The sequence below is a fragment of the Arthrobacter subterraneus genome (assembly GCF_900099735.1).
Classification (GTDB): Bacteria; Actinomycetota; Actinomycetes; order Actinomycetales; family Micrococcaceae; genus Arthrobacter_D; species Arthrobacter_D subterraneus.
The window spans coordinates 291,993-316,168 of sequence record NZ_FNDT01000001.1; the positions used below are offsets into that span (position 1 = coordinate 291,993).

Here is a 24,176-nt window from a genome sequence, read left to right on the forward strand (position 1 = left end):
TCTCTCCCTTACAGCTTGATCTCGATGTTCACGTCCGCGGGGAGGTCGAGGCGCATGAGCGAGTCGACGGCCTTGGGCGTGGGGTCAATGATGTCGATAAGACGCTTGTGCGTGCGCATTTCAAAGTGCTCGCGGCTGTCCTTGTACTTGTGCGGCGACCGGATAACGCAGTACACGTTCTTTTCCGTGGGCAGCGGCACGGGGCCGACTACCGTTGCGCCTGCGCGCGTCACCGTCTCAACGATCTTCCGAGCTGAAACGTCAATGACCTCGTGGTCATACGACTTCAGCCGGATGCGGATCTTTTGTCCCGCCATGGCGTCTCGACTCTCTCTCTTCAGTAAGAACGCCACCATGCGGTGACGCTCCTTGGTCCGTACGTACGTGCGCCCGTTGCTGTGGCGCTCCTCCAACAGGCTGAATCCGGATAGTTCCGGGTTCCTCACCCTGCCGAGGCTCCGACCCCCGCGCTCGGGCGTGTCGCGTATCTTCCACAGAGAAAAGCAGAAGCATCCCGCAGTAATCCGAGCTATTGGATTGGGGTGGGTTATATTTGGGCCGGCTTCCGCGGAGGCTGCGACCCTGCATCAGGCATTATCCTGACCGGGACTACAGCTCAAACCGCGCGAACAGGCGCTTGAACAACTCAACTAGTCTGCCAGAAGATCCGGCGCATTGCTAATCCGGCGCTGTTCTCCCGCCGATCCGCCCGCCGACACGCCGGGAAGCACTAGCCGGCTTTCACACCGGCATGTTTCAGTGCCAGCCGCGCCAGGCCGTCCACGGCCGCCGGGTCACCCTCCCGCCAGGCGCGGACAGGATCCGGGGACACCTTCCGCAACTGGGAAGGATTCGCGAGGACAAGCGCGCGCAGCGCCAGGAGTTCCCTGCCGCCGTCTTCCCGCTGCAGGCGACGCGTCCGTGTGGACCGGACGACGAACCGGACGCGCGGAATCAGCCACATCGGGATGAGGATGAGGATCGGCAGCAGCAGGATGGCCCAGCCTATGACTGCCGCGGCTTGCGCCACTGAATCCTGCTGGTCCTGGCCGGCCGTGATGAGGATTCCACCCGCTTCTGCAGCGCTCAGGAACGGCGCGCTGGCCTGGTCACCGATGAGCGGCACTCCCCCGATACCCTCGGCGGCGTCGGTCATGGTGCTTTGGAACTGGCTTCCGGCATCCTCCATCCCGCGGCCGAAGACCGCCAGGTTTGAAATGGCGTCAAAGGTTGCGCGGGAGAAGAACCAGGCAACAGCGATGGCGGCGATCGCAAAGAGGTCGATGAGAACCTGCCAGGTGCGCTGGAACGGGGAGCTCGAGTAGATCTGCACCGCCCCAACTTTACGGCAGAAAGGCAGAAGCCCCGCTGCACTCATGCAGCGGGGCTTCCTGACCAGCGGTAGCGGTGAGGCTACTACTTGATGATCTTGGTAACGCGACCTGATCCAACGGTGCGGCCGCCTTCGCGGATCGCGAAGCCGAGGCCCTCTTCCATAGCGATCGGCTGGATGAGCTCAACGGTCATCTCAGTGTTGTCGCCGGGCATGACCATTTCGGTGCCCTCGGGGAGGGTGATGACACCGGTCACGTCCGTGGTGCGGAAGTAGAACTGCGGACGGTAGTTGGAGTAGAACGGGTTGTGACGGCCGCCCTCGTCCTTGGCCAGGATGTAGACGTTGGCCTCGAAGTCGGTGTGCGGGGTGATCGAACCCGGCTTGACGATAACCTGGCCACGCTCTACGTCTTCGCGCTTGATACCGCGGAGCAGCAGACCACAGTTCTCGCCGGCCCAGGCCTCGTCGAGCTGCTTGTGGAACATCTCGATACCGGTAACCGTGGTCTTCTGGACCGGACGGATGCCGACGATCTCGACCTCGGAGTTGATGGCGAGGGTTCCACGCTCGGCGCGGCCCGTCACAACGGTTCCGCGGCCGGTGATGGTGAAGACGTCCTCGACAGGCATGAGGAACGGCTTGTCCTTGTCGCGAACCGGGTCAGGAACGTTGTTGTCAACGGCGTCCATCAGGTCCTCAACGGACTTGACCCACTCCGGGTCGCCTTCCAGTGCCTTGAGGCCGGAGACGCGAACCACAGGGGCGTCGTCACCGTCGAAGCCCTGCGAGCTGAGCAGCTCACGGACTTCCATTTCAACGAGGTCCAGAAGTTCCTCGTCGTCAACCATGTCGGACTTGTTCAGCGCAACCAGCAGGTAGGGAACACCAACCTGGCGGGCAAGCAGAACGTGCTCGCGGGTCTGGGCCATGGGGCCATCGGTAGCAGCAACAACGAGGATGGCGCCATCCATCTGTGCCGCACCGGTGATCATGTTCTTGATGTAGTCAGCGTGACCGGGAGCGTCAACGTGTGCGTAGTGACGCTTCTCGGTCTGGTACTCAACGTGCGAGATGTTGATGGTGATGCCGCGCTGCTTCTCCTCGGGGGCCGAGTCGATTGACGCGAAGTCACGTGCTTCGTTGAGGGTGGGGTACTTGTCGTACAGCACCTTGGAAATGGCAGCCGTCAACGTGGTCTTTCCATGGTCAACGTGACCAATGGTGCCGATGTTAACGTGCGGCTTAGTCCGCTCGAACTTTGCCTTCGCCACGGGTTCCTCCTAGAACGTTTTTAGAAGACTTACTCCCCAGCCACGCTTTTCGCGGCTGAAACTCATGCAAGTCTACTGGGGGCTTTTATTTTGGTGAAATTACTGTCCGGACAAGCCGGGGTTACTCTCCGCGGGTCTTCTGGATGATCTCGTCGGCTACTGCCTTCGGGACCTCCGAGTAGCTGTCGAACTGCATTGAGTAGACAGCGCGGCCCTGGGTCTTGGAGCGCAGGTCGCCGATGTAGCCGAACATGCCGGAAAGCGGCACATGCGCACGGATGACCTTCACACCGCTGGCGTCCTCCATGGACTGCATCTGGCCACGGCGGGAGTTGAGGTCGCCGATGACATCACCCATGTACTCCTCGGGCGTGCGGACCTCCACCTCCATCAGTGGTTCGAGCAGCACGGGCTTCGCCATGCGGGCTGCCTCCTTGAACGCCATGCGACCGGCGATCTTGAAGGCCATTTCGGAGGAGTCAACATCGTGGTAAGCGCCGTCAAGCAGCGTTGCCTTGATGCCGACCACCGGGTATCCGGCCAGGATGCCGTCGTTGAGCGCATCCTGGATGCCGGCGTCGACACTGGGGATGTACTCGCGCGGGACACGGCCGCCGGTGACCTTGTTCTCGAAGGCGTAGAGCTCGCCCTCGGAGGTGTCCATCGGCTCGATCATGATCTGGATCTTTGCGAACTGACCCGATCCACCCGTCTGCTTCTTGTGGGTGTAATCGTGCTTCTGGACCGTTCCGCGAATGGTTTCGCGGTACGCAACCTGCGGCTTGCCGACGTTTGCCTCGACCTTGAACTCGCGGCGCATGCGGTCCACGAGGATATCCAGGTGGAGCTCGCCCATGCCGGCGATGATCGTCTGCCCGGTGTCTTCATTGAGCGACACCTGGAAGGTGGGGTCCTCAGCCGAGAGCTTCTGGATAGCAGTTGAAAGCTTCTCCTGGTCGCCCTTGGTCTTCGGTTCGATCGCAACCGAGATGACGGGCTCCGGGAAGCTCATCGACTCGAGGACAATCTGGTTGGCGGAATCGGAGAGGGTGTCACCGGTGGTGGTGTCCTTCAGGCCGATAGCCGCGTAGATGTGACCCGCGAAGGCCTCGTCAACGGGGATTTCCTTGTTGGCGTGCATCTGGAAGAGCTTTCCGATGCGCTCCTTCTTGCCCTTGGTGGAGTTCACAACCTGCGTGCCTGCAGTGACGTGTCCGGAGTACACCCGGATGAACGTCAGCTGACCGAAGAACGGGTGGGTTGCCACCTTGAACGCCAGCGCCGAGAAAGGCTCTTCCGTGCTGGGCTTGCGCGTCAGCGCTGCTTCCTCATCACGCGGATCATGTCCGACCATGGGCGGGACGTCCAGCGGCGAGGGCAGGTAGTCGATGACGGCATCAAGCATGGGCTGCACGCCGCGGTTCTTGAAGGCAGAGCCACAGAGAACCGGGTAGATCTCCGAGTTGATGGTCATCTTCCGGATGCCGGCCTTGAGTTCCTCGATGGTGGGCTCTTCGCCCTCGAGGTACTTGTTCATCAGCTCGTCAGAGGACTCGGCAACGGCCTCAACCAGGGCTGCGCGGTATTCCTCAGCCTTGGCCTGCAGGTCAGCCGGGATCTCCTGGATCTCGTACTTGGCTCCCATGGTGACGTCACCCTTGGAGTCGCCGGGCCACACCAGCGCACGCATGTACAGAAGGTCGACGACGCCGATGAAGTCATTCTCGGCACCGATCGGCAGCTGCATGACGAGCGGCTTGGCACCGAGGCGGCTGATGATCGTGTCAACGGTGAAGTAGAAGTCAGCGCCCAGCTTGTCCATCTTGTTGACGAAGCAGATGCGGGGCACCTCATACTTGTCGGCCTGGCGCCAGACGGTCTCCGACTGGGGCTCAACGCCCTCCTTGCCGTCGAACACGGCAACTGCGCCGTCGAGGACGCGCAGGGAGCGCTCAACCTCAACTGTGAAGTCCACGTGGCCGGGGGTGTCAATGATGTTGATCTGGTTCTGTTCCCAGAAGCAGGTCACCGCGGCACTGGTGATGGTGATGCCGCGCTCTTTTTCCTGTTCCATCCAGTCGGTCGTCGAAGCGCCGTCGTGCGTTTCGCCGATCTTGTGGTTGACACCCGTGTAGAACAGGATGCGCTCGGTAGTAGTGGTCTTGCCGGCATCGATGTGGGCCATGATGCCGATATTGCGGACCTTGTTGAGGTCGGTAAGCACGTCCTGTGCCACGGTGTCTCCCTTTTTCTAAGATGGAGTTCTGCTGGACCGCCGGTCCCGCCGCTGTTGGGCGCGGGACCGGCAGCGCGATTACCAGCGGTAGTGAGCGAAGGCCTTGTTGGACTCGGCCATCTTGTGCGTGTCTTCGCGGCGCTTCACAGCGGCACCCAGACCGTTTGACGCGTCGAGGATCTCGTTCTGGAGACGCTCGGTCATGGTCTTCTCACGGCGGGCCTTGGAGTAACCAACCAGCCAGCGGAGCGCGAGGGCCGTGGAGCGGCCCGGCTTGACCTCGACGGGAACCTGGTAGGTGGCGCCGCCGACGCGGCGGGAGCGAACCTCAAGGGTGGGCTTGACGTTGTCCATGGCCTTCTTGAGTGCTGCAACCGGGTCTCCGCCGGTTTTGGCGCGTGCACCTTCGAGGGCACCGTAGACGATGCGCTCCGCGGTGGACTTCTTGCCGTCGACGAGCACCTTGTTGATCAGCTGGGTGACCAGGGGCGAACCGTAGACGGGATCTACAACGAGCGGCCGCTTGGGGGCCGGGCCCTTACGAGGCATATTACTTCTTCTCCATCTTTGCGCCGTAGCGGCTGCGAGCCTGCTTGCGGTTCTTTACGCCCTGGGTGTCCAGTGCGCCACGGACAATCTTGTAACGCACACCGGGGAGGTCCTTCACACGACCGCCGCGCACGAGCACAATGGAGTGCTCCTGGAGGTTGTGTCCCACACCCGGGATGTAGGCGGTTACTTCGATGCCACCGTTGAGGCGGACACGGGCGACCTTACGCAGAGCCGAGTTCGGCTTCTTCGGGGTGGTGGTGTAGACACGGGTGCAGACACCGCGCTTCATGGGGCTGCCCTTGAGTGCGGGCGCCTTGGTCTTGGAGACCTTAGGTGACCGGCCCTTACGGACCAGCTGGTTAATGGTAGGCACTTCTCAGTTCTCCGTATGTTGTCTTGAGATCAGATCTCTGCTGACTCCGCATTCTGCCGGCCGGCGCAAGGCCGGTCAGCAACGAGCAGAGCTTGTCAGTCGTTTGGCGTGCCTACACGGGACGCAAGGTAAACGACCGTAGGCGTGCAAAAATGTGGCATTCGTTGTACAAGTTCCCTACAACACGGAGATACGCCCGAAGAGACGCCAATCCACTGCCACACAAACAATTCCCGACAAGTCTAACAGATTCCGCGCCGAGGCTTTGACGGCATGGTAAAAGGGGCCCGACCACAGCGCGAAACTGTGATCCGGGCCCCTTCAGTCAACCGGGTGTTTGCGGCTCCTAACGGAAGTCGCTTGACCCCATGTCGTAGTCATCCAGCGGGATGGCATGGAACTCGGGGCTGAGTCCGCCGTCGACGCCTGCGTAGTCGAAGTCACTGAACGCGCTCGGACCGGTGAACAGGTTGGCCTTGGCTTCCTCGGTGGGCTCCACCGTGATCTTCGTGTAGCGGTCCAGGCCGGTTCCGGCCGGGATGAGCTTACCGATGATCACGTTCTCCTTGAGGCCGAGCAGCGGGTCGCTCTTGCCTTCCATGGCGGCCTGCGTGAGGACACGCGTGGTCTCCTGGAAGGAAGCTGCCGACAGCCAGGACTCCGTGGCGAGCGACGCCTTGGTGATACCCATGAGCTCGGGACGGCCGGACGCCGGCTTCTTGCCCTCGGATACCACGCGGCGGTTCTCGTCCTCGAAACGGCGACGCTCCGCGAGCTCACCGGGGAGCAGGTCGGAATCGCCGGACTCGATGACGGTGACCCGGCGCAGCATCTGCCGGACGATGACCTCCACGTGCTTGTCGTGGATGCCTACGCCCTGGCTGCGGTACACGCGCTGGACCTCGTCCACCAGGAACTCCTGCGCCTTGCGCGGGCCGAGGATGCGGAGGATCTGCTTGGGATCCACCGCACCGAAGACCAGCTGCTGGCCGACCTCGACGTGATCGCCGTCGGAGACCAGCAGGCGCGCACGCCGCAGGACCGGGTAGGCGATCTCTTCGGAGCCGTCGTCGGGAGTGACCACGAGGCGCAGCTGCTTTTCCGCGTCCTCGATGGTGACCCGTCCCGCAACCTCGGAGATCGGCGCCACACCCTTGGGGGTACGGGCTTCGAACAGCTCCTGGATACGGGGCAGACCCTGGGTGATGTCCTCGGCCGAGGCAACACCACCGGTGTGGAAGGTACGCATGGTCAGCTGGGTACCCGGCTCACCGATCGACTGCGCAGCAATGATGCCGACTGCCTCGCCGATGTCCACGGTCTTGCCGGTGGCCAGCGAACGCCCGTAGCACAGTGCACAGGTTCCAACGCTGGACTCACAGGTCAGGACCGAGCGGACCTTGATGTCCGTCACCCCTGCCGCGAACAGCTTGTTGATCAGTACGTCGCCGACGTCGGAGCCGCCCGGTGCCAGCACCTCGCCGTTGGAATCAACGACGTCGGTTGCCAGCGTGCGTGCGTACGCCGAGTTCTCGACTTCCTCGTGCAGGACCAGCTCGCCGTCGTGGTTCGGAACGGCGATCGTGACGTTGAGTCCGCGCTCGGTGCCGCAGTCGTCCTCGCGGACAATGACGTCCTGGGACACGTCCACGAGACGGCGGGTCAGGTAACCCGAGTTCGCGGTACGCAGTGCGGTATCAGCAAGACCCTTACGTGCACCGTGGGTCGCGATGAAGTACTCCAGGACCGAGAGGCCCTCACGGTAAGAGGACTTGATCGGACGCGGGATGATCTCGCCCTTGGGGTTTGCCACCAGACCACGGATACCCGCGATCTGACGTACCTGCAGCCAGTTACCACGCGCACCGGAGGACACCATGCGGTTGATGGTGTTGTCCTTCGGCATGGCGCCGCGCATGGACTCGGCGACCTCGTTGGTTGCCTTGTTCCAGATGTCGATCAGTTCCTGGCGGCGCTCCTCATCAGCGATGAGGCCCTTGTCGAACTGCGCCTGAACCTTGGCGGCCTGCGTCTCGTAGCCCTCCATGATGCCGGCCTTGTTGATCGGAGCCGAGATGTCGGAGATTGCCACGGTGACGCCCGAGCGGGTTGCCCAGTAGAAGCCGGCGTCCTTCAGGTTATCCAGCGTTGCGGCGGTAACAACCTTCGGGTAGCGCTCTGCGAGGTCGTTGACGATCGTGGAGAGCTGGCCCTTGTCTGCAACCTGCTCCACCCAGGGGTAGTCCTCGGGCAGCGTGTCGTTGAAGATGACCTGTCCGAGTGAGGTTTCGATCAGCGCCGGAGTGCCCTCTTCCCAGCCCTCAGGGGCTGCGGAGTCCGGACCCGGAACGAAGTTCGGAACGCGGATCTTGACGACCGAGTTCAGGTGCAGAACACCAGCATCGAACGCCATGATCGCCTCGGCGGGGCTCGAGAAGACGCGCCCCTCCCCTGCCGAACCCTCACGCTTGGTGGTGAGGTGGTGCAGGCCGATGATCATGTCCTGTGAAGGCAGGGTCACCGGACGTCCGTCCGAGGGCTTCAGGATGTTGTTCGAGGACAGCATCAGGATGCGTGCCTCAGCCTGGGCCTCCGGGCTCAGCGGCAGGTGCACTGCCATCTGGTCGCCGTCGAAGTCAGCGTTGAACGCACCACAGACCAGCGGGTGAAGCTGAAGTGCCTTGCCTTCAACCAGCTGCGGTTCGAACGCCTGGATGCCGAGGCGGTGCAGGGTAGGTGCACGGTTCAGCAGCACAGGGTGCTCGGTGATGATCTCTTCGAGGACATCCCACACCTGCGGACGGTAGCGCTCGACCATGCGCTTGGCGCTCTTGATGTTCTGCGCATGGTTGAGGTCGACCAGGCGCTTCATCACGAACGGCTTGAAGAGCTCCAGTGCCATCTGCTTGGGCAGACCACACTGGTGCAGCTTCAGCTGCGGGCCGACGACGATGACCGAGCGGCCCGAGTAGTCGACGCGCTTTCCCAGCAGGTTCTGGCGGAAGCGTCCCTGCTTGCCCTTGAGCATGTCGGAGAGCGACTTCAGCGGCCGGTTGCCCGGTCCGGTGACCGGACGGCCGCGGCGGCCGTTGTCGAACAGGGAGTCAACAGCTTCCTGGAGCATGCGCTTTTCATTGTTCACGATGATCTCGGGAGCCCCGAGATCGAGCAGGCGCTTCAGGCGGTTGTTGCGGTTGATCACACGGCGGTACAGGTCATTGAGGTCGGAGGTCGCGAAGCGGCCACCGTCCAGCTGAACCATCGGGCGCAGTTCCGGCGGGATCACCGGTACGGCGTCGAGCACCATGCCCAGCGGGCTGTTGGTGGTGGTCAGGAACGCGTTGACAACCTTCAGTCGCTTCAGGGCGCGGGTCTTCCGCTGGCCCTTGCCGTTCTGGATGATGTCGCGCAGGAGGTCAGCCTCTGCCTGCATGTCGAAGTTCTCGAGGCGCTTCTTGATTGCCTCGGCTCCCATGGAGCCTTCGAAGTACAGGCCGTAGCGGTCACGCAGCTCGCGGTACAGACCCTCGTCGCCCTCCAGGTCAGCGACCTTGAGGTTCTTGAACCGGTCCCAGACCTGCTCGAGGCGCTCGATCTCGGCGTCTGCGCGCTTGCGCAGGTTGGCCATCTGGCGGTCAGCCGAGTCGCGGGCCTTCTTCTTGTCCGCAGCCTTGGCGCCTTCACCCTCAAGGCGGGCAAGCTCGTCCTCAAGATCGCGGGCAATTGCGGCGATGTCGGAGTCGCGCTGGTCAACCAGCTGCCTCTTCTCAAGGTCGTGCTCAGCCTGGAGGTTCGGCAGTTCGGCGTGGCGGTTCTCCTCGTCAACCGAGGTGATCATGTAGGCGGCGAAGTAGATGACCTTCTCGAGGTCTTTCGGCGCGAGGTCAAGCAGGTAGCCAAGACGCGACGGGACGCCCTTGAAGTACCAGATGTGCGTCACGGGAGCGGCGAGCTCGATGTGGCCCATACGCTCGCGGCGTACCTTTGCGCGGGTGACCTCAACGCCACACCGCTCACAGATGATGCCCTTGAAGCGCACGCGCTTGTACTTGCCGCAGTAGCATTCCCAGTCACGGGAAGGGCCGAAGATCTTCTCGCAGAAGAGTCCGTCCTTCTCGGGCTTGAGCGTGCGGTAGTTGATGGTTTCCGGCTTCTTCACTTCGCCGTACGACCATCCGCGGATCTCTTCCGCGGTGGCCAGGCCGATTCGCATGAGGCCGAATGAGGATTCGCTGGACATATGGTCCCTGTCTCTCTTCTCTAAATTCACAAAGTCTTGGGTGCGGTTCGAGGTGATCGGCTGCGCTCCGGACCGGCGTTCACAGCAGAACGCCGGCCCGGTGCATCAGAACCTAAACCTCTTCGACAGAACTCGGCTCGGCCCGTGAGAGGTCGATGCCCAGTTCTTCCGCGGCCCGGAAGACTTCTTCATCCGAGTCACGCATCTCAATCGTGGTTCCGTCGGTGGAAAGGACTTCCACATTCAGGCACAGCGACTGCATTTCCTTGATCAGAACCTTGAAGGATTCCGGAACACCCGGCTCGGGGATGTTCTCGCCCTTGACGATTGCCTCGTACACCTTGACGCGTCCGTGGATATCATCCGACTTGATGGTCAGGAGTTCCTGCAGCGTGTACGCCGCACCGTAGGCCTCGAGGGCCCACACTTCCATCTCGCCGAAGCGCTGTCCGCCGAACTGTGCCTTACCACCCAGCGGCTGCTGCGTGATCATCGAGTACGGGCCGGTGGAGCGGGCGTGGATCTTGTCGTCCACCAGGTGGTGGAGCTTCAGGATGTACATGTAGCCCACGGAGATCGGGTCCGGGAACGGCTCGCCGGAGCGGCCGTCGAACAGCCGCGCCTTGCCGGACTCGCCGATAAGGCGCTGTCCGTCACGGGTGACGTTCGTGGCACCGAGCAGGCCGACGATCTCATCCTCGGTTGCGCCGTCGAACACGGGGGTTGCAACGGTGGTGGTAGCAATCTCGCGGGGAAGCTCCGGGAGGTTCTTGAGCCACTCGGGCTCGCCCTCGATCTTCCAGCCCTGCTTGGCTGCCCACCCGAGGTGGATTTCGAGTACCTGTCCGACGTTCATACGGCCCGGAACACCCAGCGGGTTCAGGACGATGTCAACCGGCGTGCCGTCCTCAAGGAACGGCATGTCCTCGATCGGCAGGATCTTGGAGATGACACCCTTGTTGCCGTGACGGCCGGCGAGCTTGTCGCCGTCCGTGATCTTGCGCTTCTGGGCAACATAGACGCGGACGAGCTGGTTGACGCCCGGGGGCAGTTCGTCGTCGTTGTCGCGGTCGAAGATGCGCACGCCGATGACGGTGCCCGACTCGCCGTGGGGAACCTTCAGGGACGTGTCGCGGACCTCGCGGCTCTTCTCACCGAAGATGGCGCGCAGCAGGCGCTCTTCAGGGGTCAGTTCCGTTTCACCCTTGGGGGTGACACGGCCGACCAGGATGTCCCCGGCTTCAACCTCGGCACCGATGTGGATGATGCCGCGCTCGTCGAGTGCGCCAAGTACCTCTTCGGAGACATTCGGGATGTCCCGGGTGATTTCCTCGGCACCAAGCTTGGTGTCGCGGGCGTCGACCTCGTGCTCTTCGATGTGAATCGACGTCAGGACATCATCGGAGACGATGCGCTGCGACAGGATGATCGCGTCCTCGAAGTTGTGGCCTTCCCAGGACATGAACGCAACGAGCATGTTCTTGCCCAGAGCCAGTTCACCCTGATCGGTGGACGGGCCGTCGGCAATGATGCTGTTGTATTCGACGCGGTCGCCTTCAGCCACCAGCACGCGCTGGTTGTAGGCGTTGCCCTGGTTGGAGCGCGCGAACTTCATGATCGGGTAGTTGGTCTCGGTGCCGTCGTCGTTCAGCACTGCCACCAGGTCAGCCGAAACCTCGGAAACCACACCGGCCTTGTTCGCGGTCACTGCGTCACCGGCGTCGACAGCGGCGTACTTCTCCATGCCGGTGCCGACAAGCGGGCGCTCTGAACGCAGCAGCGGCACAGCCTGCCGCTGCATGTTGGCGCCCATCAGTGCGCGGTTGGCGTCGTCGTGCTCCAGGAACGGAATCAGTGCGGTCGCAACCGACACCATCTGGCGCGGGGAGACGTCCATGTACTCAACGTCGGCTGCAACAACGAGAACAGGCTCACCGGAACCACCACGGGTACGGACCAGGACCATGTCCTCAACGAACTTGCCGTTGGCATCGAGCGGCGCGTTTGCCTGGGCGATCAGCCGCTCAACCTCGTCGTCTGCCGTGAGGTAGTCGATCTGGTCGGTGACAATGCCGTTCTCCACCTTGCGGTAAGGAGTCTCGATGAAGCCGAACGTGTTGATCCGGCCGTAGGATGCCAGCGAACCGATGAGGCCGATGTTCGGGCCTTCAGGGGTTTCGATGGGGCACATGCGGCCGTAGTGCGACGGGTGGACGTCACGGACTTCCATGCCGGCGCGGTCACGGGAGAGACCGCCCGGGCCCAGCGCGGACAGGCGGCGCTTGTGCGTCAGGCCGGCGAGCGGGTTGTTCTGGTCCATGAACTGCGACAGCTGTGAGGTTCCGAAGAACTCCTTGATGGCAGCGACAACCGGACGGATGTTGATCAGGGTCTGCGGCGTGATCGCCTCGACGTCCTGGGTGGTCATCCGCTCACGGACAACGCGCTCCATCCGGGACAGGCCGGTGCGGACCTGGTTCTCGATGAGTTCGCCGACGGCGCGGATGCGGCGGTTGCCGAAGTGGTCGATGTCATCGACCTCAACGCGCAACTCGACGTCTTCGCCGTCGCGCCTGCCCGTCAGGGTGGTTTCACCGGCGTGGAGCGCAACCAGGAACTTGATCATGGCAACGATGTCATCGATGTTCAGGACCGAGGCGTCAGCATCGCCGAGGTTCTTGTCGATGCCAAGCTTGCGGTTGATCTTGTAGCGGCCGACCTTCGCCAGGTCATAGCGCTTCGAGTTGAAGTACAGGTTGTCGAGCAGCGTCTTGGCGGCCTCGACCGTGGGCGGCTCTCCCGGGCGGAGCTTCCGGTAGATGTCCAGCAAGGCGTCTTCCTGGGTCTCCGTGGCGTCCTTTTCAAGGGTGGCGCGGATGGAGTCATACTCGCCGAAGGTCTCGAGGATCTGGCCCTCGGTCCAGCCGAGCGCCTTCAGGAGGACGGTGACGGACTGCTTGCGCTTGCGGTCAAGGCGTACGCCGACCTGATCGCGCTTGTCGATCTCGAGCTCGAACCAGGCACCGCGCGACGGGATGATCTTCGCGCTGAAGATGTCCTTGTCACTGGTCTTGTCCGCGGTGCGCTCGAAGTAGGCGCCGGGTGAACGGACCAACTGGGAGACAACGACACGCTCGGTGCCGTTGATCACGAAAGTACCCTTCTCCGTCATCAGCGGGAAGTCACCCATGAACACGGTCTGCTGCTTGATCTCGCCCGTGTTGTTGTTCATGAACTCGGCCTTGACGTACAGCGGAGCCGCGTACGTTGCGTCACGGTCCTTGCACTCGGCCATGGTGTACTTCGGGTCAGCGAATTCCGGCTCCGAGAAGCTCAGGGACATGGTGCCCTGGAAGTCTTCAATCGGAGAGATCTCTTCGAAGATGTCAGCCAAACCGGAGGTTGTGGCCACGCCGGGCAGGTTCTGAGCCAGTGCCTCTTCTACGCGTGCCTTCCAGCGCTCGTTGCCGACCAGCCAGTCGAAGCTGTCTGTCTGCAGGGCGAGCAGATTGGGAACGTCCAGCGGTTCGTGAATCTTTGCGAATGAAAGCCGAGGTGCGGCGCCATCGGCGTCGACCTGGCTGGTAGCGGTTGCATTTAGTGAGGTGCTCGGGGCGACCAAGAGGGATCCTTCCACAGACCAACAGGCGTGTTCTTACGATCACTCCCCGCACCGGAATGGTGCCAACCTGACGCCCGCATCGCTCACCGGAAACTGCCCATGGCGGAACCGACGGGACTATCCGTTAAATGACGAATGCGTGGCAAAGCCCACCGCTATATGAAGGCTGAGGTTATGAGGGAAGACGCAAATATCTACTGTACGTCAGGGTAGCGACAATGTCCAACCGGATGTGGTATACGGGATCGGAGCCCGCCGATCCTGACGTGCCCGCCGCGAAGGAGTTTCAGTGAATACCCGTTAGCTGAAATTTCAGGCCGCTCCGGTAACCTTGAACCAGGAGGCATGGGCAGCATCTGGCTCCATGCGATTCAATGAAGAAAGCGAGCGAACCTTCCCATGAACAGCCTCGAGCAGACCCCCCAGGACGTTGTCATAGTAGGTGGGGCACGCACGCCGCAGGGCCGGCTGAACGGGCAGCTGGCAGCCTTCACCGCTGTTGAACTCGGCGCTTTTGCCGTGACCGGAGCCCTTGAGCGGTCCGGGGTGGCGGCCGCCGATGTTGACGCCGTGATCATGGGCCACGTGGTGCAGGCAGGGTGCGGGCAGAACCCGGCCCGGCAGACCTCCATCAAGGCGGGCATCGGCTGGAACGTGCCGACCGTCACCCTCAACAAGGTCTGCCTCTCCGGCCTCACCGCAGTCATCGACGCGGCGCGCCTGATCCGCAGCGGCGAGGCCGCCGTCGTCGTCGCCGGGGGCCAGGAATCCATGACCCGCGGGCCGCACCTGCTGCCCGGAGCACGCCAGGGCTGGACCTACGGGACCATGCCGGCCGTGGATTCGGTGGCCCATGACGGCCTCACCGACGCTTTCGACGAGGAGTCCATGGGTGCCTCGACGGAGCGCGGCAACACCGGCCTCGCGATCGACCGTACATCCCAGGACGAGGTTGCGGCGGCGTCGCACCAGCGTGCGGCGGCGGCGACGGAGGCCGGCGTCTTCAAGGACGAGATTGTTCCGGTGCGCGTCCCCCAGCGGAAGGGCGACGACGTGGTGGTGTCCACGGACGAGGGCGTACGGCCCAACACCAGCGTCGAGACCCTCGCGGGGCTGAAGCCGGCGTTCGCGAAGGACGGCACCATCACCGCAGGCAACTCCTCTCCCCTGTCGGACGGCGCGGCCGCCCTGGTGCTCACCAGCCGGCAGAACGCGGAGGCCAGGGGGTGGGAGGTGCTGGCCGTCGTCGGGCGTCCCGGTCAGGTGGCCGGACCCGACAACACGCTCCACTCGCAGCCCTCACGGGCCATCGAACAGGCCCTCGAACGGGCCGGCTGGTCCACGGAGGACCTCGACTTCGTGGAGATCAACGAAGCCTTCGGGTCGGTTGCCTGCCAGTCGCTGAAGGACCTGGGGCTGCCGTTGGAGAAGTGCAACATCCACGGCGGTGCAATAGCTCTCGGCCACCCAATCGGTGCCTCCGGTGCCCGCCTGGCCCTGCACGCTGCCATGGAACTGCAGCGCAGGGGCAACGGAAAGGCTGCCGTCTCCCTGTGCGGCGGCGGCGGGCAGGGAGAAGCACTGCTCCTCTACCGCAACTGATAAGAACGCAAAAAAGCCCCGGAACCAAACGGTTCCGGGGCTTTTTGCGTCGGTTCGGAAGAACCTACTTGAGGGAGACGGTGGCGCCGGCGGCCTCGAGGGCCTCCTTGGCCTTCTCTGCCGTTTCCTTGTTGGCGCCTTCGAGGACAGCCTTGGGGGCGCTGTCGACAACGTCCTTGGCTTCCTTCAGGCCCAGCGAGGTGAGGGCACGAACTTCCTTGATGACGGCGATCTTCTTGTCACCGGCAGCTTCGAGAACGACGTCGAAGGAATCCTTCTCTTCCTCTGCAGCTTCGCCTGCGCCGCCACCGGCGGGGCCTGCAACTGCAACAGCAGCAGCGGTGACGTCGAAGGTCTCCTCGAACAGCTTCACGAAGTCCGAGAGTTCGATGATGGACAGTTCCTTGAAGGCTTCAATGAGCTCTTCGTTGGTGAGCTTTGCCATGGCTAAAGCATCCTTCCTGATGTGGTGCGCGCGGCACCGGAGTGTGGTGGGTGAGAATTACTTCTCTTCGGGGGCAGCTGCTTCTTCGGCAGCCTCGGCAGGAGCGGCATCCGCAGCTGCGGGTGCTTCCTCTGCCGCGGGAGCTTCGGTGGCTGCCGCGGGTGCAGCGTCCCCGTTCTCCTCCAACTTGATGCGCAGGGCATCGACGGTGCGGGCAAGTGCGGACATCGGTGCCTTGAGGACACCTGCCACACGGGCCAGCTGGAACTCACGCGACTCAAGAGCAGCAAGAGCGACTACCGCCGAAGCGTCGAGGGCCTTGCCCTCGAAGTAACCGGTCTTGATGACGAGCTGTGGGTTGGTCTTCGCGAAATCCGTCAGGCTCTTTGCCGCAGCAACGGCGTCACCCTTGATGAAGGCGATTGCAGTAGGTCCGGCAAGCTGGCCTTCGAACGCGTCGATGCCGGCTTCCTTGGCTGCAATGCCAGTCAGGGTGTTCTTGACGACAGCGTATTTGGTCTCGGCGCCGAGTGAACGGCGCAGTTCCTTGAGCTGTGCAACGGAGAGCCCACGGTATTCGGTTAGGACAGCAGCAGTGGATTCCTTGAAATCGGTAGTGATCTCATCCACGGCCGAAACCTTTGTTGGCGTTGCCATAACCCTCCTTCCGGGGAATAGGTGCCGGTGATCGGTCCAATAAAAAACGCCCCGCGCAGATGCACGGGGCGAGACCTGACCAGACATATTTCTGGGGAAGGACGAGCTCTGTTCACCTGCGCTGGCCGCCCTGAACGGGAACTTTCAGATGGACGGCAGGCAGTTGAACGGATCAACTGGCTGCGGATGTCCATCGACCGACGGTCTTTGGTGCTACAAGCCTACGGGAAGGGGCCGCAGGGGCAAAATCGGGACCCCTGCGGCCGCGCTTCACACGGCCTCCAGCTTCTTTTGCCAGGCGGCCGTGTAGCCCGCCGGAGTGAAGCCCAGCTCAATATTGACGTCGAGCATGTGCCGGTTCTCCTCCGCGTTCCAGGTGTAGATGCGCTCGGCTTCCGGCCAGACCACGACGACGTCGAGCAGGTTGGCAACCTTCAGCCACATTCCCAGCCTGTGCCCCCGGTGGTCCGACAGCACAAGGGTGTCCTCCTGATACACGATCCCGGGCTTTTCGGCCCGCCTCTGAAGGATGGTGTGACCGACCAACTGCCCGCTGGGCCGGTGCAGCACAGCCCGCACGAGGCTACTGCCTCCGCCGCGGGCAAGGCGCTCCTCCCCTTCACGGACCCTGGTGCCGTCCCAGGACTCCTCTTCCCAGTCCAGCTCCCCCACCGGCACATCAGTGCTCATCTTCTGCCGAAGGTACGCGTACTGTTCCAGCACATCCTCCGGACAGCGGTCAACCCAGTTCACCAGGGCGTAGTCAGGACCGGCCGCGCTGGCCGCATCCGCGCCAAGCACCGCGAGCCGGTGCGGGTCCCAGCCGACGGGCAAGACGCTGCATCGCTCCACCTGCGCCAGGGAAAAACCCTGAGCGGCAGCGAAGACGGCGGGCAGGGACGCGGCGGGGAAGGATCCGGCGCGGGTGGCCGGCGTGAGTACGCCACCGGCGGTATCGAACCCCGTGCGGTGGTCCGCCCACCCCATCACTACAGACCTGCCCCGCGTGCGCGCGTGTTCCTCCACCGCTGCATAGAGCGCGGAGCCGATCCCCCGGCGACGCCGCTCAGGATGCACGATGACTTCGGCGTAGCAGGTCTGGAGGTTATCGGTGAGCGGCACATCGGCTACAGCTTTTCCCACCACCTCATCGTTCTCGCAGGCAAGAAAAATGGTCCGGTCCTCATAGCCGTTCGGCCTGAAGCTTTCGAACCGCGTCCGGGCGGCGACGCAGTGATCGTCATGGTCCCAGATCTCACGTTCGATGAGGTTGCTCAGGTCAGAAGCAGCAAGAAAGGGTCGGGCTTCGGGAACGTCCAGCGACCGCGGTAGCGGATAGGGCCGGATGCGCAGGTCGGTGGCGGTCATATCAAGAATCATGAGTCAGTGATTGAGCAATGTCAATCACTGACCGGTGGTCTCTTCTGGGAATGCGGAAGGGCCGGTGCAGCAATCGCTGCACCGGCCCTTCCGCTCAACCAGTTCCTTACGCGTCAGCCAGAACCTTGGTGACGTTGGGATCTACCGGGATGCTCGGTCCGAAGGTGGTGGTGACCGTTGCCTTCTGGATGTAGCGGCCCTTGGAGGCGGACGGCTTCAGGCGAAGCACTTCCTCCAGCGCAATCGCGTAGTTCTCGGCCAGCTTGCGCTCGTCGAAGGACACCTTGCCGATGATGAAGTGAAGGTTGGAGTGCTTGTCGACACGGAAGTCGATCTTTCCACCCTTGATATCGGTGACCGCTTTGGTGACGTCCGGGGTCACGGTGCCGGTCTTCGGGTTCGGCATCAGGTTACGCGGACCCAGTACCTTACCGAGGCGGCCTACCTTGCCCATGAGGTCCGGGGTGGCAACCGCTGCGTCGAAATCGACCCAGCCGCCGGCTACCTTCTCGATCATGTCGTCGGAGCCGACGAAGTCCGCTCCGGCGGCAATGGCTGCCTCGGCCTTCTCACCGGTCGCGAAGACCAGGACGCGCTTGGTCTTGCCGGTGCCGTGAGGCAGGTTGACGGTGCCGCGCACCATCTGGTCTGCCTTGCGGGGGTCAACGCCAAGGCGGAAAGCCACCTCAACGGTTGCGTCAAACGAGGAAGGGTTGGTTTCCTTCGCCAGGTTCACTGCCTCGACCGGCGCGTACAGCTTGTTCGCGTCGATCTTGGCGGCAGCTGCCTCATATGCTTTGCTGCGCTTTGCCATCTGCTTCTTTCTCCTTATGCAGTTGTGGTCTGCGGACCGCGCTCGGCCCTGCCACAGACATCCGACGCCGAAGGCGTGGTGTCGTTATTTGGTTTGGTGTCAATCGACTGTCAGTCGACGGTGCTCCATTGTCGACTAACTTGCGGGGCTTACTCCCGGCGGATCCTCGTTCCTCGGCTCCACCGTACGTAAACTCCTCGTTAGTCGACGGTGATGCCCATCGACCGGGCGGTGCCGGCAATGATCTTCGCTGCTGCCTGAACGTCATTGGCGTTCAGATCTTCCATTTTCATGGTGGCGATTTCCTCGACCTGCGCCTGGGTCAGCTTCGCAACCTTGACGGTGTGCGGGGTAGCCGAACCCTTCTGAACGCCTGCAGCCTTCTTGATCAGCTCGGCGGCCGGCGGGGTCTTGGTGACGAAGGTGAACGAGCGATCCTCGTACACCGTGATTTCAACGGGGATAACATTCCCGCGCTGGGATTCTGTCGCGGCGTTGTACGCCTTGCAGAATTCCATGATGTTGACACCGTGCTGACCAAGCGCGGGACCGATCGGAGGAGCCGGGTTGGCGGCGCCTGCGTTGATCTGCAGCTTGATGAGGCCGGTGACCTTCTTCTTGGGGGCCATGAAAGGGTCCTTTTCTTACATTTCGTTCCTCGGGACAGGAGCGTCCCGGGGATGGTGACCGCCATGGCGTGGCGGCCGGCCGTCCTGACGGGCCAAAGCGAACCCGACGAGGACGAAGTCTATTGGATCTTGGTGACCTGGTTGAACGACAGGGTGACCGGGGTCTCGCGCTCGAAGATCGACACCAGGACCACCAGCTGCTGGGATTCGGGCTTGATCTCGGAGATGGTGGCCGGGAGGGTCTCGAACGGACCCTCGTTCACGGTCACGGATTCTCCGACCTCGAAGTTCACCATGGTGGGAGTGGTCTGCGTGCGCGCAGGCTTGCCTGCCTCGGCACCGCTCTTGACGATGGTGTGCTCCAGCATGGAGAAGACCTCTTTGAGGCTCAGCGGCACTGGGTCGTGGGCGTTCCCGACGAACCCGGTCACGCCGGGGGTGTGGCGAACCGCGCCCCACGATTCATCGGTGAGGTCCATCCGCACCAGCACGTAGCCGGGAATGCGCACCCGGTTGACGATCTTGCGGGTGGTGTTCTTGATCTCCACGACTTCTTCCATGGGCACCTGGATCTCGAAGATGTAATCTTCCATGTCCAGGGTCTGGATGCGCGTTTCCAGGTTGGCCTTTACCCGGTTCTCATAGCCGGCGTAGGAGTGGATGACGTACCAGTCACCCTCCTGGCGACGCAGCTTTGCCTGGAACTCGGCCACGGGATCGACCTCGGGCTCAGCAGGCTCCTCTTCTGAAACCTCGCCGGTGGTGCTGTCCGCGTCCACGTCCGGGGACTTTTCGGCAGCCTCGTCGGTGGAATCCGCTGCTTCCTCGGCAGTGGAATCCTCGCTGTCCGCGGGCACAGCGGCATCAACAGGTGCGTCTTCCGCGCCTGTTGCCGTTACCTGATCCTCGGTACCCAGATCTTCCTCGTCGGTGGTGATCTGTCGTTCGAGTTCTTGCTCGGACACCTAGCTGCCTGCTTTCTGGATTGCTGTGCTTGCTCGATACTGCCCCTGGAGGACAGAAACTAGCTGTCGCCGCCAAAGAGCCACACCGCGCCGGTACCGAACAGGAAGTCCAACCCGGTCACGATGAGCATCATGATGATCACGAACACCATGACTGTGATGGTGAACCGGATCAGTTCCTTGCGGGTGGGTACAACCACCTTGCGCAGTTCAGCGACGACCTGCCGTACAAAAAGGATGATTCGGCCGAAAAATCCCCGCTTGGGGTTCTGCTTGCCGGCGGGGTTTCCCTTGGAGCTGCTCGCAGCCGTATCGGTCACCTTCAACCTCACCAATCTTGTAGGTACCTGAGCTGGCCGCACTGACCCATCACTCATAGAGCGTTCGACGCCGCACTGCCGCATGCTTTCCATGACGGTGATGCGCAGGGCAGACAGGACTCGAACCTGCAACCTGCGGTTTTGGAGACCGCTGCGCTACCAATTGCGCCACTACCCTTTGGAGTGAAGCTTTCCGCCGATCCTTTGTCCCTGCGCTGCCGTGAAATACCGCAGTGCAGGCATGGACCATCATGGCGACTTCAACACCGAGGAACTAGTCTACGCAATCCGGGACGCAACGTCGAACCGGGCAGCCCGGTTGCTTTCTGCGGGGACGTTGGTGCCGGTCCGACGCGTCGCGGCGGGCTGAGTTGAGCGGTGAAGCCCTAAGCTGGAGAAACACTCCACTGGACCAACTCGAATCACCTCAACTGACGGGAAGACCATGACTGCCGCTGACGCCCTGTCCCAGCACTCCAACGGACGCGTGTCCCAGCGAATTGCCGCCATCGCTGAATCCGCAACGCTCGCCGTCGATGCCAAGGCAAAGGCGCTCAAGGCGGCAGGCCGGCCGGTCATCGGTTTCGGCGCCGGTGAACCGGACTTCCCCACGCCCGGTTACATCGTGGACGCAGCCGTCGAGGCCGCACGGCAGCCCCGGTTTCACCGTTACTCCCCCGCCGGTGGGCTCCCGGAGCTCAAGCAGGCGATTGCGGAGAAGACACTGCGCGATTCCGGTTACCAGGTCGATGCCGCCCAGGTGCTGGTAACAAACGGCGGCAAGCAGGCCGTGTATGAATCCTTCGCCACGCTGCTCGATCCGGGCGACGAGGTACTGGTTCCCACCCCCTACTGGACCACCTATCCGGAGGCGATCAGGCTGGCGGGCGGCGTCCCGGTGGAGGTCTTCGCCGGCCCGGAGCAGGCCTACCTCGCCACCGTCGAGCAGCTGGAAGCCGCACGGACCGCTCGAACCAAGATCCTCCTCTTCGTCTCGCCGTCGAACCCCACGGGTGCCGTGTACTCACCGGAGCAGGTTCGCGAGATCGGCGAGTGGGCGGCCGGCCACGGCCTGTGGGTGGTCACCGATGAGATCTATGAACACCTCACGTACGACGACGTCCCATTCACTTCCATTGCGACGGCGGCGCCCTCGCTGGGCGACCGCGTGGTAGTCCTCAACGGCGTTGCCAAGACCTATGCGATGACCGGATGGCGGGTCGGCTGGATGATCGGCCCGAAAGACGTGGTGAAGGCCGCCACCAACCTGCAGTCCCACGCCACCTCCAACGTGGCAAATGTTTCGCAGATGGCGGCCCTGGCCGCCGTGTCCGGGCCGCTCACAGCGGTAGAGGAGATGAAGAAGTCCTTCGACCGCCGTCGTCGTGCGATGGTTTCCGGGTTGAACCGCATCGAGGGGGTCCAGTGCCCTACTCCCCACGGCGCCTTCTACGCCTACGCGGATGTGCGGGAGCTGCTGGGCAGGGAGCTCGCGGGCGCGCGGCCGGCCACATCGGCCGAGCTGGCTGCCCTGATTCTGGACAAGGTTGAGGTTGCCGTGGTTCCCGGTGAGGCGTTCGGGCCGAGCGGGTTCCTGCGCCTCTCCTATGCCCTCGGCGATGAGGACCTCGCGGAAGGCGTAGGCCGGCTGCAAGAATTTCTCGCCACAGCGCGCTAAACGACGGCGACTGGTAAACACGCGCGAACCGGCGGCCACCGCGATGCCCCGGAGTGGTTGGGCATCGCGGAGCGGGCAGGGCCCGCGGTGGCCGCCGGTTCGTGCACCCGCCGCCCAAGCACGTCAGAGCAAGCGGCACTCCGCTGCCCACCTGGTGAGCTCATGCCGCGAGGAGAGCTGCAGCTTCCGCAGGACGGCCGAGACGTGGGTTTCCACGGTCTTGATGGAAATGAACAGCTCCTTCGCCACCTCCTTGTAGGAGTAGCCGCGGGCGATCAGCCGCATCACCTCGAGCTCCCGAGCTGAAAGCCGGTCCAGCTCGCTCTCTGCCGCAGCAACGGCCGCGGTTCCGAACGCGTCAAGGACAAACCCGGCCAACCGCGGAGAAAACACCGCGTCACCCGAGGCCACACGCAGCACCGCGTCGGAGATGTCAGCGCCGGTGATGGTCTTGGTGACATAGCCGCGGGCACCGGCCCGGATGACGGTCACCACGTCTTCAGCCGAGTCGGAGACGCTGAGCGCGAGGAAGCGGGTGGTTTGGCGGGTATCGGCGCACCCTGCGATCACCTCGGCCCCGCCGCCGCCCCGCCCGCCGGGCAGGTGCACGTCAAGGAGGACAACCTGCGGCCGCTGCTCGCGGATGACGGCGATGGCTTCCTCGACCGTGGCGGCCTCGCCGACCACGCGGACCCGGCCGTCCAGATCGGCCCTGAGGCCGGAGCGGAAAATGGCGTGGTCATCCACAACGACGACGGTGATCGGCTCAGTCATGGACAGTTCCCGCTTCCTCTTCCGGCATGGTCAGGTGGACTTCCGTCCCCGCGTGCGAGCTGCGGATCTGCGCAGTGCCGCCGTCGCGCTGCATCCGGTTGATGACGGACTCGCGGATGCCCAGCCGGTCTGCCGGCACCGCCGCCAGGTCGAACCCGGGTCCGCGGTCCCGCACAAACACCTGCGACACTCTCTCCCCTGCCTCAAGATAGACGGAGACGATCCCGCCGGCGTGCTTTGCCGCATTGAAGATCGCCTCCCGTGTTGCCTGAACCAGCGCATCCTGCCGCGGTGTCATCGGCGTGTCTCCCACGGACACGACGTCGACGGGATGCCCGTAGGCCTCCTCCACTTCCGCCGCGACGGCCTTGATGCGGTCCGCGAGGTTACCGGTGCGCTCGGCGGCATCGGCGTAGAGCCAGCGCCGCAGCTCGCGTTCCTGGGCGCGTGCGAGGCGGACCACGTCCTGTTCGGAGGCTGCGCGGTTCTGGATCAGCGCGAGCGTCTGCAGCACCGAGTCGTGCAGGTGGGCGGCGAATTCCGCGCGCTGGGTTTCACGGACCCGGGCGGCCCGCTCGGCTTCGAGGTCCTTCCAGAACTTCACGCCCCACGGCGCTAGCACCAGGCCTACTCCGCCCAGGACCGCCGCGGTGGCGAGGAGAACCGGCCAGGTGAACTCCCAGGACAGCGAGCCCGACACGAGAATGAGCAGCCCCACCATGACCAGCACCAGACCTGCAGCGAGCCGGGCCACGCCCTCGGCGCGGGTGGCGCCCGCGTGGTCCATCAGCCGGGCACGGCGGGCTTCGTCGAGCTGCGACCAGGCCAGGACGGCGCCCAGCGCTACGGCCGCAACCGGCACCAGCCAGCCCCACTGGACGTTGACGCCGAGCTGCTGGGCAACGAACGCCGCCGCAACCACCAGGAGCCCGACGCCGATCATCACCTCACGGTTGCCTGCGGCGCCCAGGGCGGGTCGCGGCGTCGGCCCTGCGAGAACCGGCGCCCCGAGGCGGAGCCCGGCGGGAGTCGCTGCGCCGCGGCGTCGTTCTTCCGCCGTTGGAACCAACAGCCACAGCCAGCCATAGAGCACGACGCCGGCACCCCCCACCAGCGCCAGCGCCACCATCCCGATCCGGGCAGCGCGCCGGGAGATCCCGAGGTGGACGGCCAGGCCCGCACAGACGCCCGCGATCAGGGCATCACTCGAGCGGAGCAGCGGGGGTCTCATGGGTCAATCCAAGCACGGTCAGGGCCTGCCGTTACCGGTTTTCAGGGGAAT

The 24,176-nt window shown here is 63.4% G+C and carries 19 protein-coding genes and 1 tRNA gene; 2 read left to right on the forward strand and 18 right to left on the reverse strand.

Translation table 11 applies throughout. The features are described from left to right. Window positions 1-8: 8 nt before the first annotated feature. The 8 genes from rpsJ to rpoB form a co-directional block, all read right to left on the reverse strand. Window positions 9-317: a 30S ribosomal protein S10 gene (rpsJ, locus tag BLS52_RS01375; RefSeq protein ID WP_003803825.1), complete on the reverse strand. Its 309-nt coding sequence runs from the start codon at window positions 315-317 to the stop codon at window positions 9-11. 413 nt (window positions 318-730) lie between these two features. Continuing rightward, window positions 731-1,333 carry a hypothetical protein gene (locus tag BLS52_RS01380; RefSeq protein ID WP_026545664.1) on the reverse strand — a complete coding sequence of 201 codons (603 nt, stop codon included), beginning with the start codon at window positions 1,331-1,333 and terminating at the stop codon, window positions 731-733. 83 nt (window positions 1,334-1,416) lie between these two features. Next, window positions 1,417-2,607 (reverse strand): elongation factor Tu, encoded by a 1,191-nt coding sequence (gene tuf / locus BLS52_RS01385; protein WP_026545665.1) that lies wholly within the window; start codon window positions 2,605-2,607, stop codon window positions 1,417-1,419. Window positions 2,608-2,728: 121 nt separating this feature from the next. Next, window positions 2,729-4,843 carry an elongation factor G gene (gene fusA / locus BLS52_RS01390; protein ID WP_026545666.1) on the reverse strand — a complete coding sequence of 705 codons (2,115 nt, stop codon included), beginning with the start codon at window positions 4,841-4,843 and terminating at the stop codon, window positions 2,729-2,731. Window positions 4,844-4,921: 78 nt separating this feature from the next. Continuing rightward, window positions 4,922-5,392, reverse strand: coding sequence for a 30S ribosomal protein S7 (gene rpsG / locus BLS52_RS01395; RefSeq protein ID WP_026545667.1), 471 nt, complete (start codon window positions 5,390-5,392; stop codon window positions 4,922-4,924). 1 nt (window position 5,393) lies between these two features. Next, the gene (gene rpsL / locus BLS52_RS01400; RefSeq protein ID WP_026545668.1) at window positions 5,394-5,768 is read right to left on the reverse strand and encodes a 30S ribosomal protein S12; all 375 of its coding nucleotides are present in this window, start codon (window positions 5,766-5,768) and stop codon (window positions 5,394-5,396) included. A gap of 346 nt (window positions 5,769-6,114) precedes the next feature. Then, window positions 6,115-10,008 (reverse strand): DNA-directed RNA polymerase subunit beta', encoded by a 3,894-nt coding sequence (locus tag BLS52_RS01405; RefSeq protein WP_090584225.1) that lies wholly within the window; start codon window positions 10,006-10,008, stop codon window positions 6,115-6,117. Window positions 10,009-10,120: 112 nt separating this feature from the next. Next, entirely contained in the window at window positions 10,121-13,630 is a 3,510-nt protein-coding gene (gene rpoB / locus BLS52_RS01410; protein ID WP_026545670.1) for a DNA-directed RNA polymerase subunit beta, read from the reverse strand. A gap of 399 nt (window positions 13,631-14,029) precedes the next feature. Between rpoB and BLS52_RS01415 the strand changes: the two genes are divergently transcribed. Beyond that, the gene (locus BLS52_RS01415) at window positions 14,030-15,232 is read left to right on the forward strand and encodes an acetyl-CoA C-acetyltransferase (protein ID WP_090584226.1); all 1,203 of its coding nucleotides are present in this window, start codon (window positions 14,030-14,032) and stop codon (window positions 15,230-15,232) included. A 64-nt stretch (window positions 15,233-15,296) separates the two neighbouring features. Here BLS52_RS01415 and rplL read toward each other — a convergent pair whose 3' ends face one another. The 8 genes from rplL to BLS52_RS01455 all read right to left on the reverse strand — a co-directional run bounded on the left by rplL (window position 15,297) and on the right by BLS52_RS01455 (window position 20,620). Next, window positions 15,297-15,677: a 50S ribosomal protein L7/L12 gene (rplL, locus tag BLS52_RS01420; RefSeq protein ID WP_026545672.1), complete on the reverse strand. Its 381-nt coding sequence runs from the start codon at window positions 15,675-15,677 to the stop codon at window positions 15,297-15,299. Window positions 15,678-15,734: 57 nt separating this feature from the next. Continuing rightward, window positions 15,735-16,334 (reverse strand): 50S ribosomal protein L10, encoded by a 600-nt coding sequence (rplJ, locus tag BLS52_RS01425; RefSeq protein ID WP_026545673.1) that lies wholly within the window; start codon window positions 16,332-16,334, stop codon window positions 15,735-15,737. Window positions 16,335-16,604: 270 nt separating this feature from the next. Continuing rightward, window positions 16,605-17,702 (reverse strand): GNAT family N-acetyltransferase, encoded by a 1,098-nt coding sequence (locus BLS52_RS01430; RefSeq protein WP_175460053.1) that lies wholly within the window; start codon window positions 17,700-17,702, stop codon window positions 16,605-16,607. A gap of 118 nt (window positions 17,703-17,820) precedes the next feature. After that, on the reverse strand, window positions 17,821-18,528 hold the full coding sequence (rplA, locus tag BLS52_RS01435; protein ID WP_090584228.1) for a 50S ribosomal protein L1: 708 nt from the start codon (window positions 18,526-18,528) through the stop codon (window positions 17,821-17,823). 200 nt (window positions 18,529-18,728) lie between these two features. Then, window positions 18,729-19,157 (reverse strand): 50S ribosomal protein L11, encoded by a 429-nt coding sequence (rplK, locus tag BLS52_RS01440; RefSeq protein WP_026545675.1) that lies wholly within the window; start codon window positions 19,155-19,157, stop codon window positions 18,729-18,731. Between the two features lie 119 nt (window positions 19,158-19,276). Then, on the reverse strand, window positions 19,277-20,122 hold the full coding sequence (nusG, locus tag BLS52_RS01445) for a transcription termination/antitermination protein NusG (protein ID WP_090584229.1): 846 nt from the start codon (window positions 20,120-20,122) through the stop codon (window positions 19,277-19,279). A 59-nt stretch (window positions 20,123-20,181) separates the two neighbouring features. Next, on the reverse strand, window positions 20,182-20,442 hold the full coding sequence (gene secE, locus BLS52_RS01450) for a preprotein translocase subunit SecE (protein WP_026545677.1): 261 nt from the start codon (window positions 20,440-20,442) through the stop codon (window positions 20,182-20,184). 105 nt (window positions 20,443-20,547) lie between these two features. After that, window positions 20,548-20,620 (reverse strand) — tRNA-Trp (locus BLS52_RS01455). A 267-nt stretch (window positions 20,621-20,887) separates the two neighbouring features. On the opposite strand from BLS52_RS01455, the gene BLS52_RS01460 reads away from it, so the two are divergent. Beyond that, window positions 20,888-22,120 (forward strand): pyridoxal phosphate-dependent aminotransferase, encoded by a 1,233-nt coding sequence (locus tag BLS52_RS01460; RefSeq protein WP_090584230.1) that lies wholly within the window; start codon window positions 20,888-20,890, stop codon window positions 22,118-22,120. A 123-nt stretch (window positions 22,121-22,243) separates the two neighbouring features. On the opposite strand, the gene BLS52_RS01465 is transcribed toward BLS52_RS01460, so the two are convergent. After that, the gene (locus BLS52_RS01465; protein ID WP_090584231.1) at window positions 22,244-22,894 is read right to left on the reverse strand and encodes a LuxR C-terminal-related transcriptional regulator; all 651 of its coding nucleotides are present in this window, start codon (window positions 22,892-22,894) and stop codon (window positions 22,244-22,246) included. Further along, window positions 22,887-24,125: an ATP-binding protein gene (locus BLS52_RS01470; RefSeq protein WP_090584232.1), complete on the reverse strand. Its 1,239-nt coding sequence runs from the start codon at window positions 24,123-24,125 to the stop codon at window positions 22,887-22,889. Before BLS52_RS01470 ends, BLS52_RS01465 begins: the two co-directional genes overlap by 8 nt. Window positions 24,126-24,176: the final 51 nt, after the last annotated feature.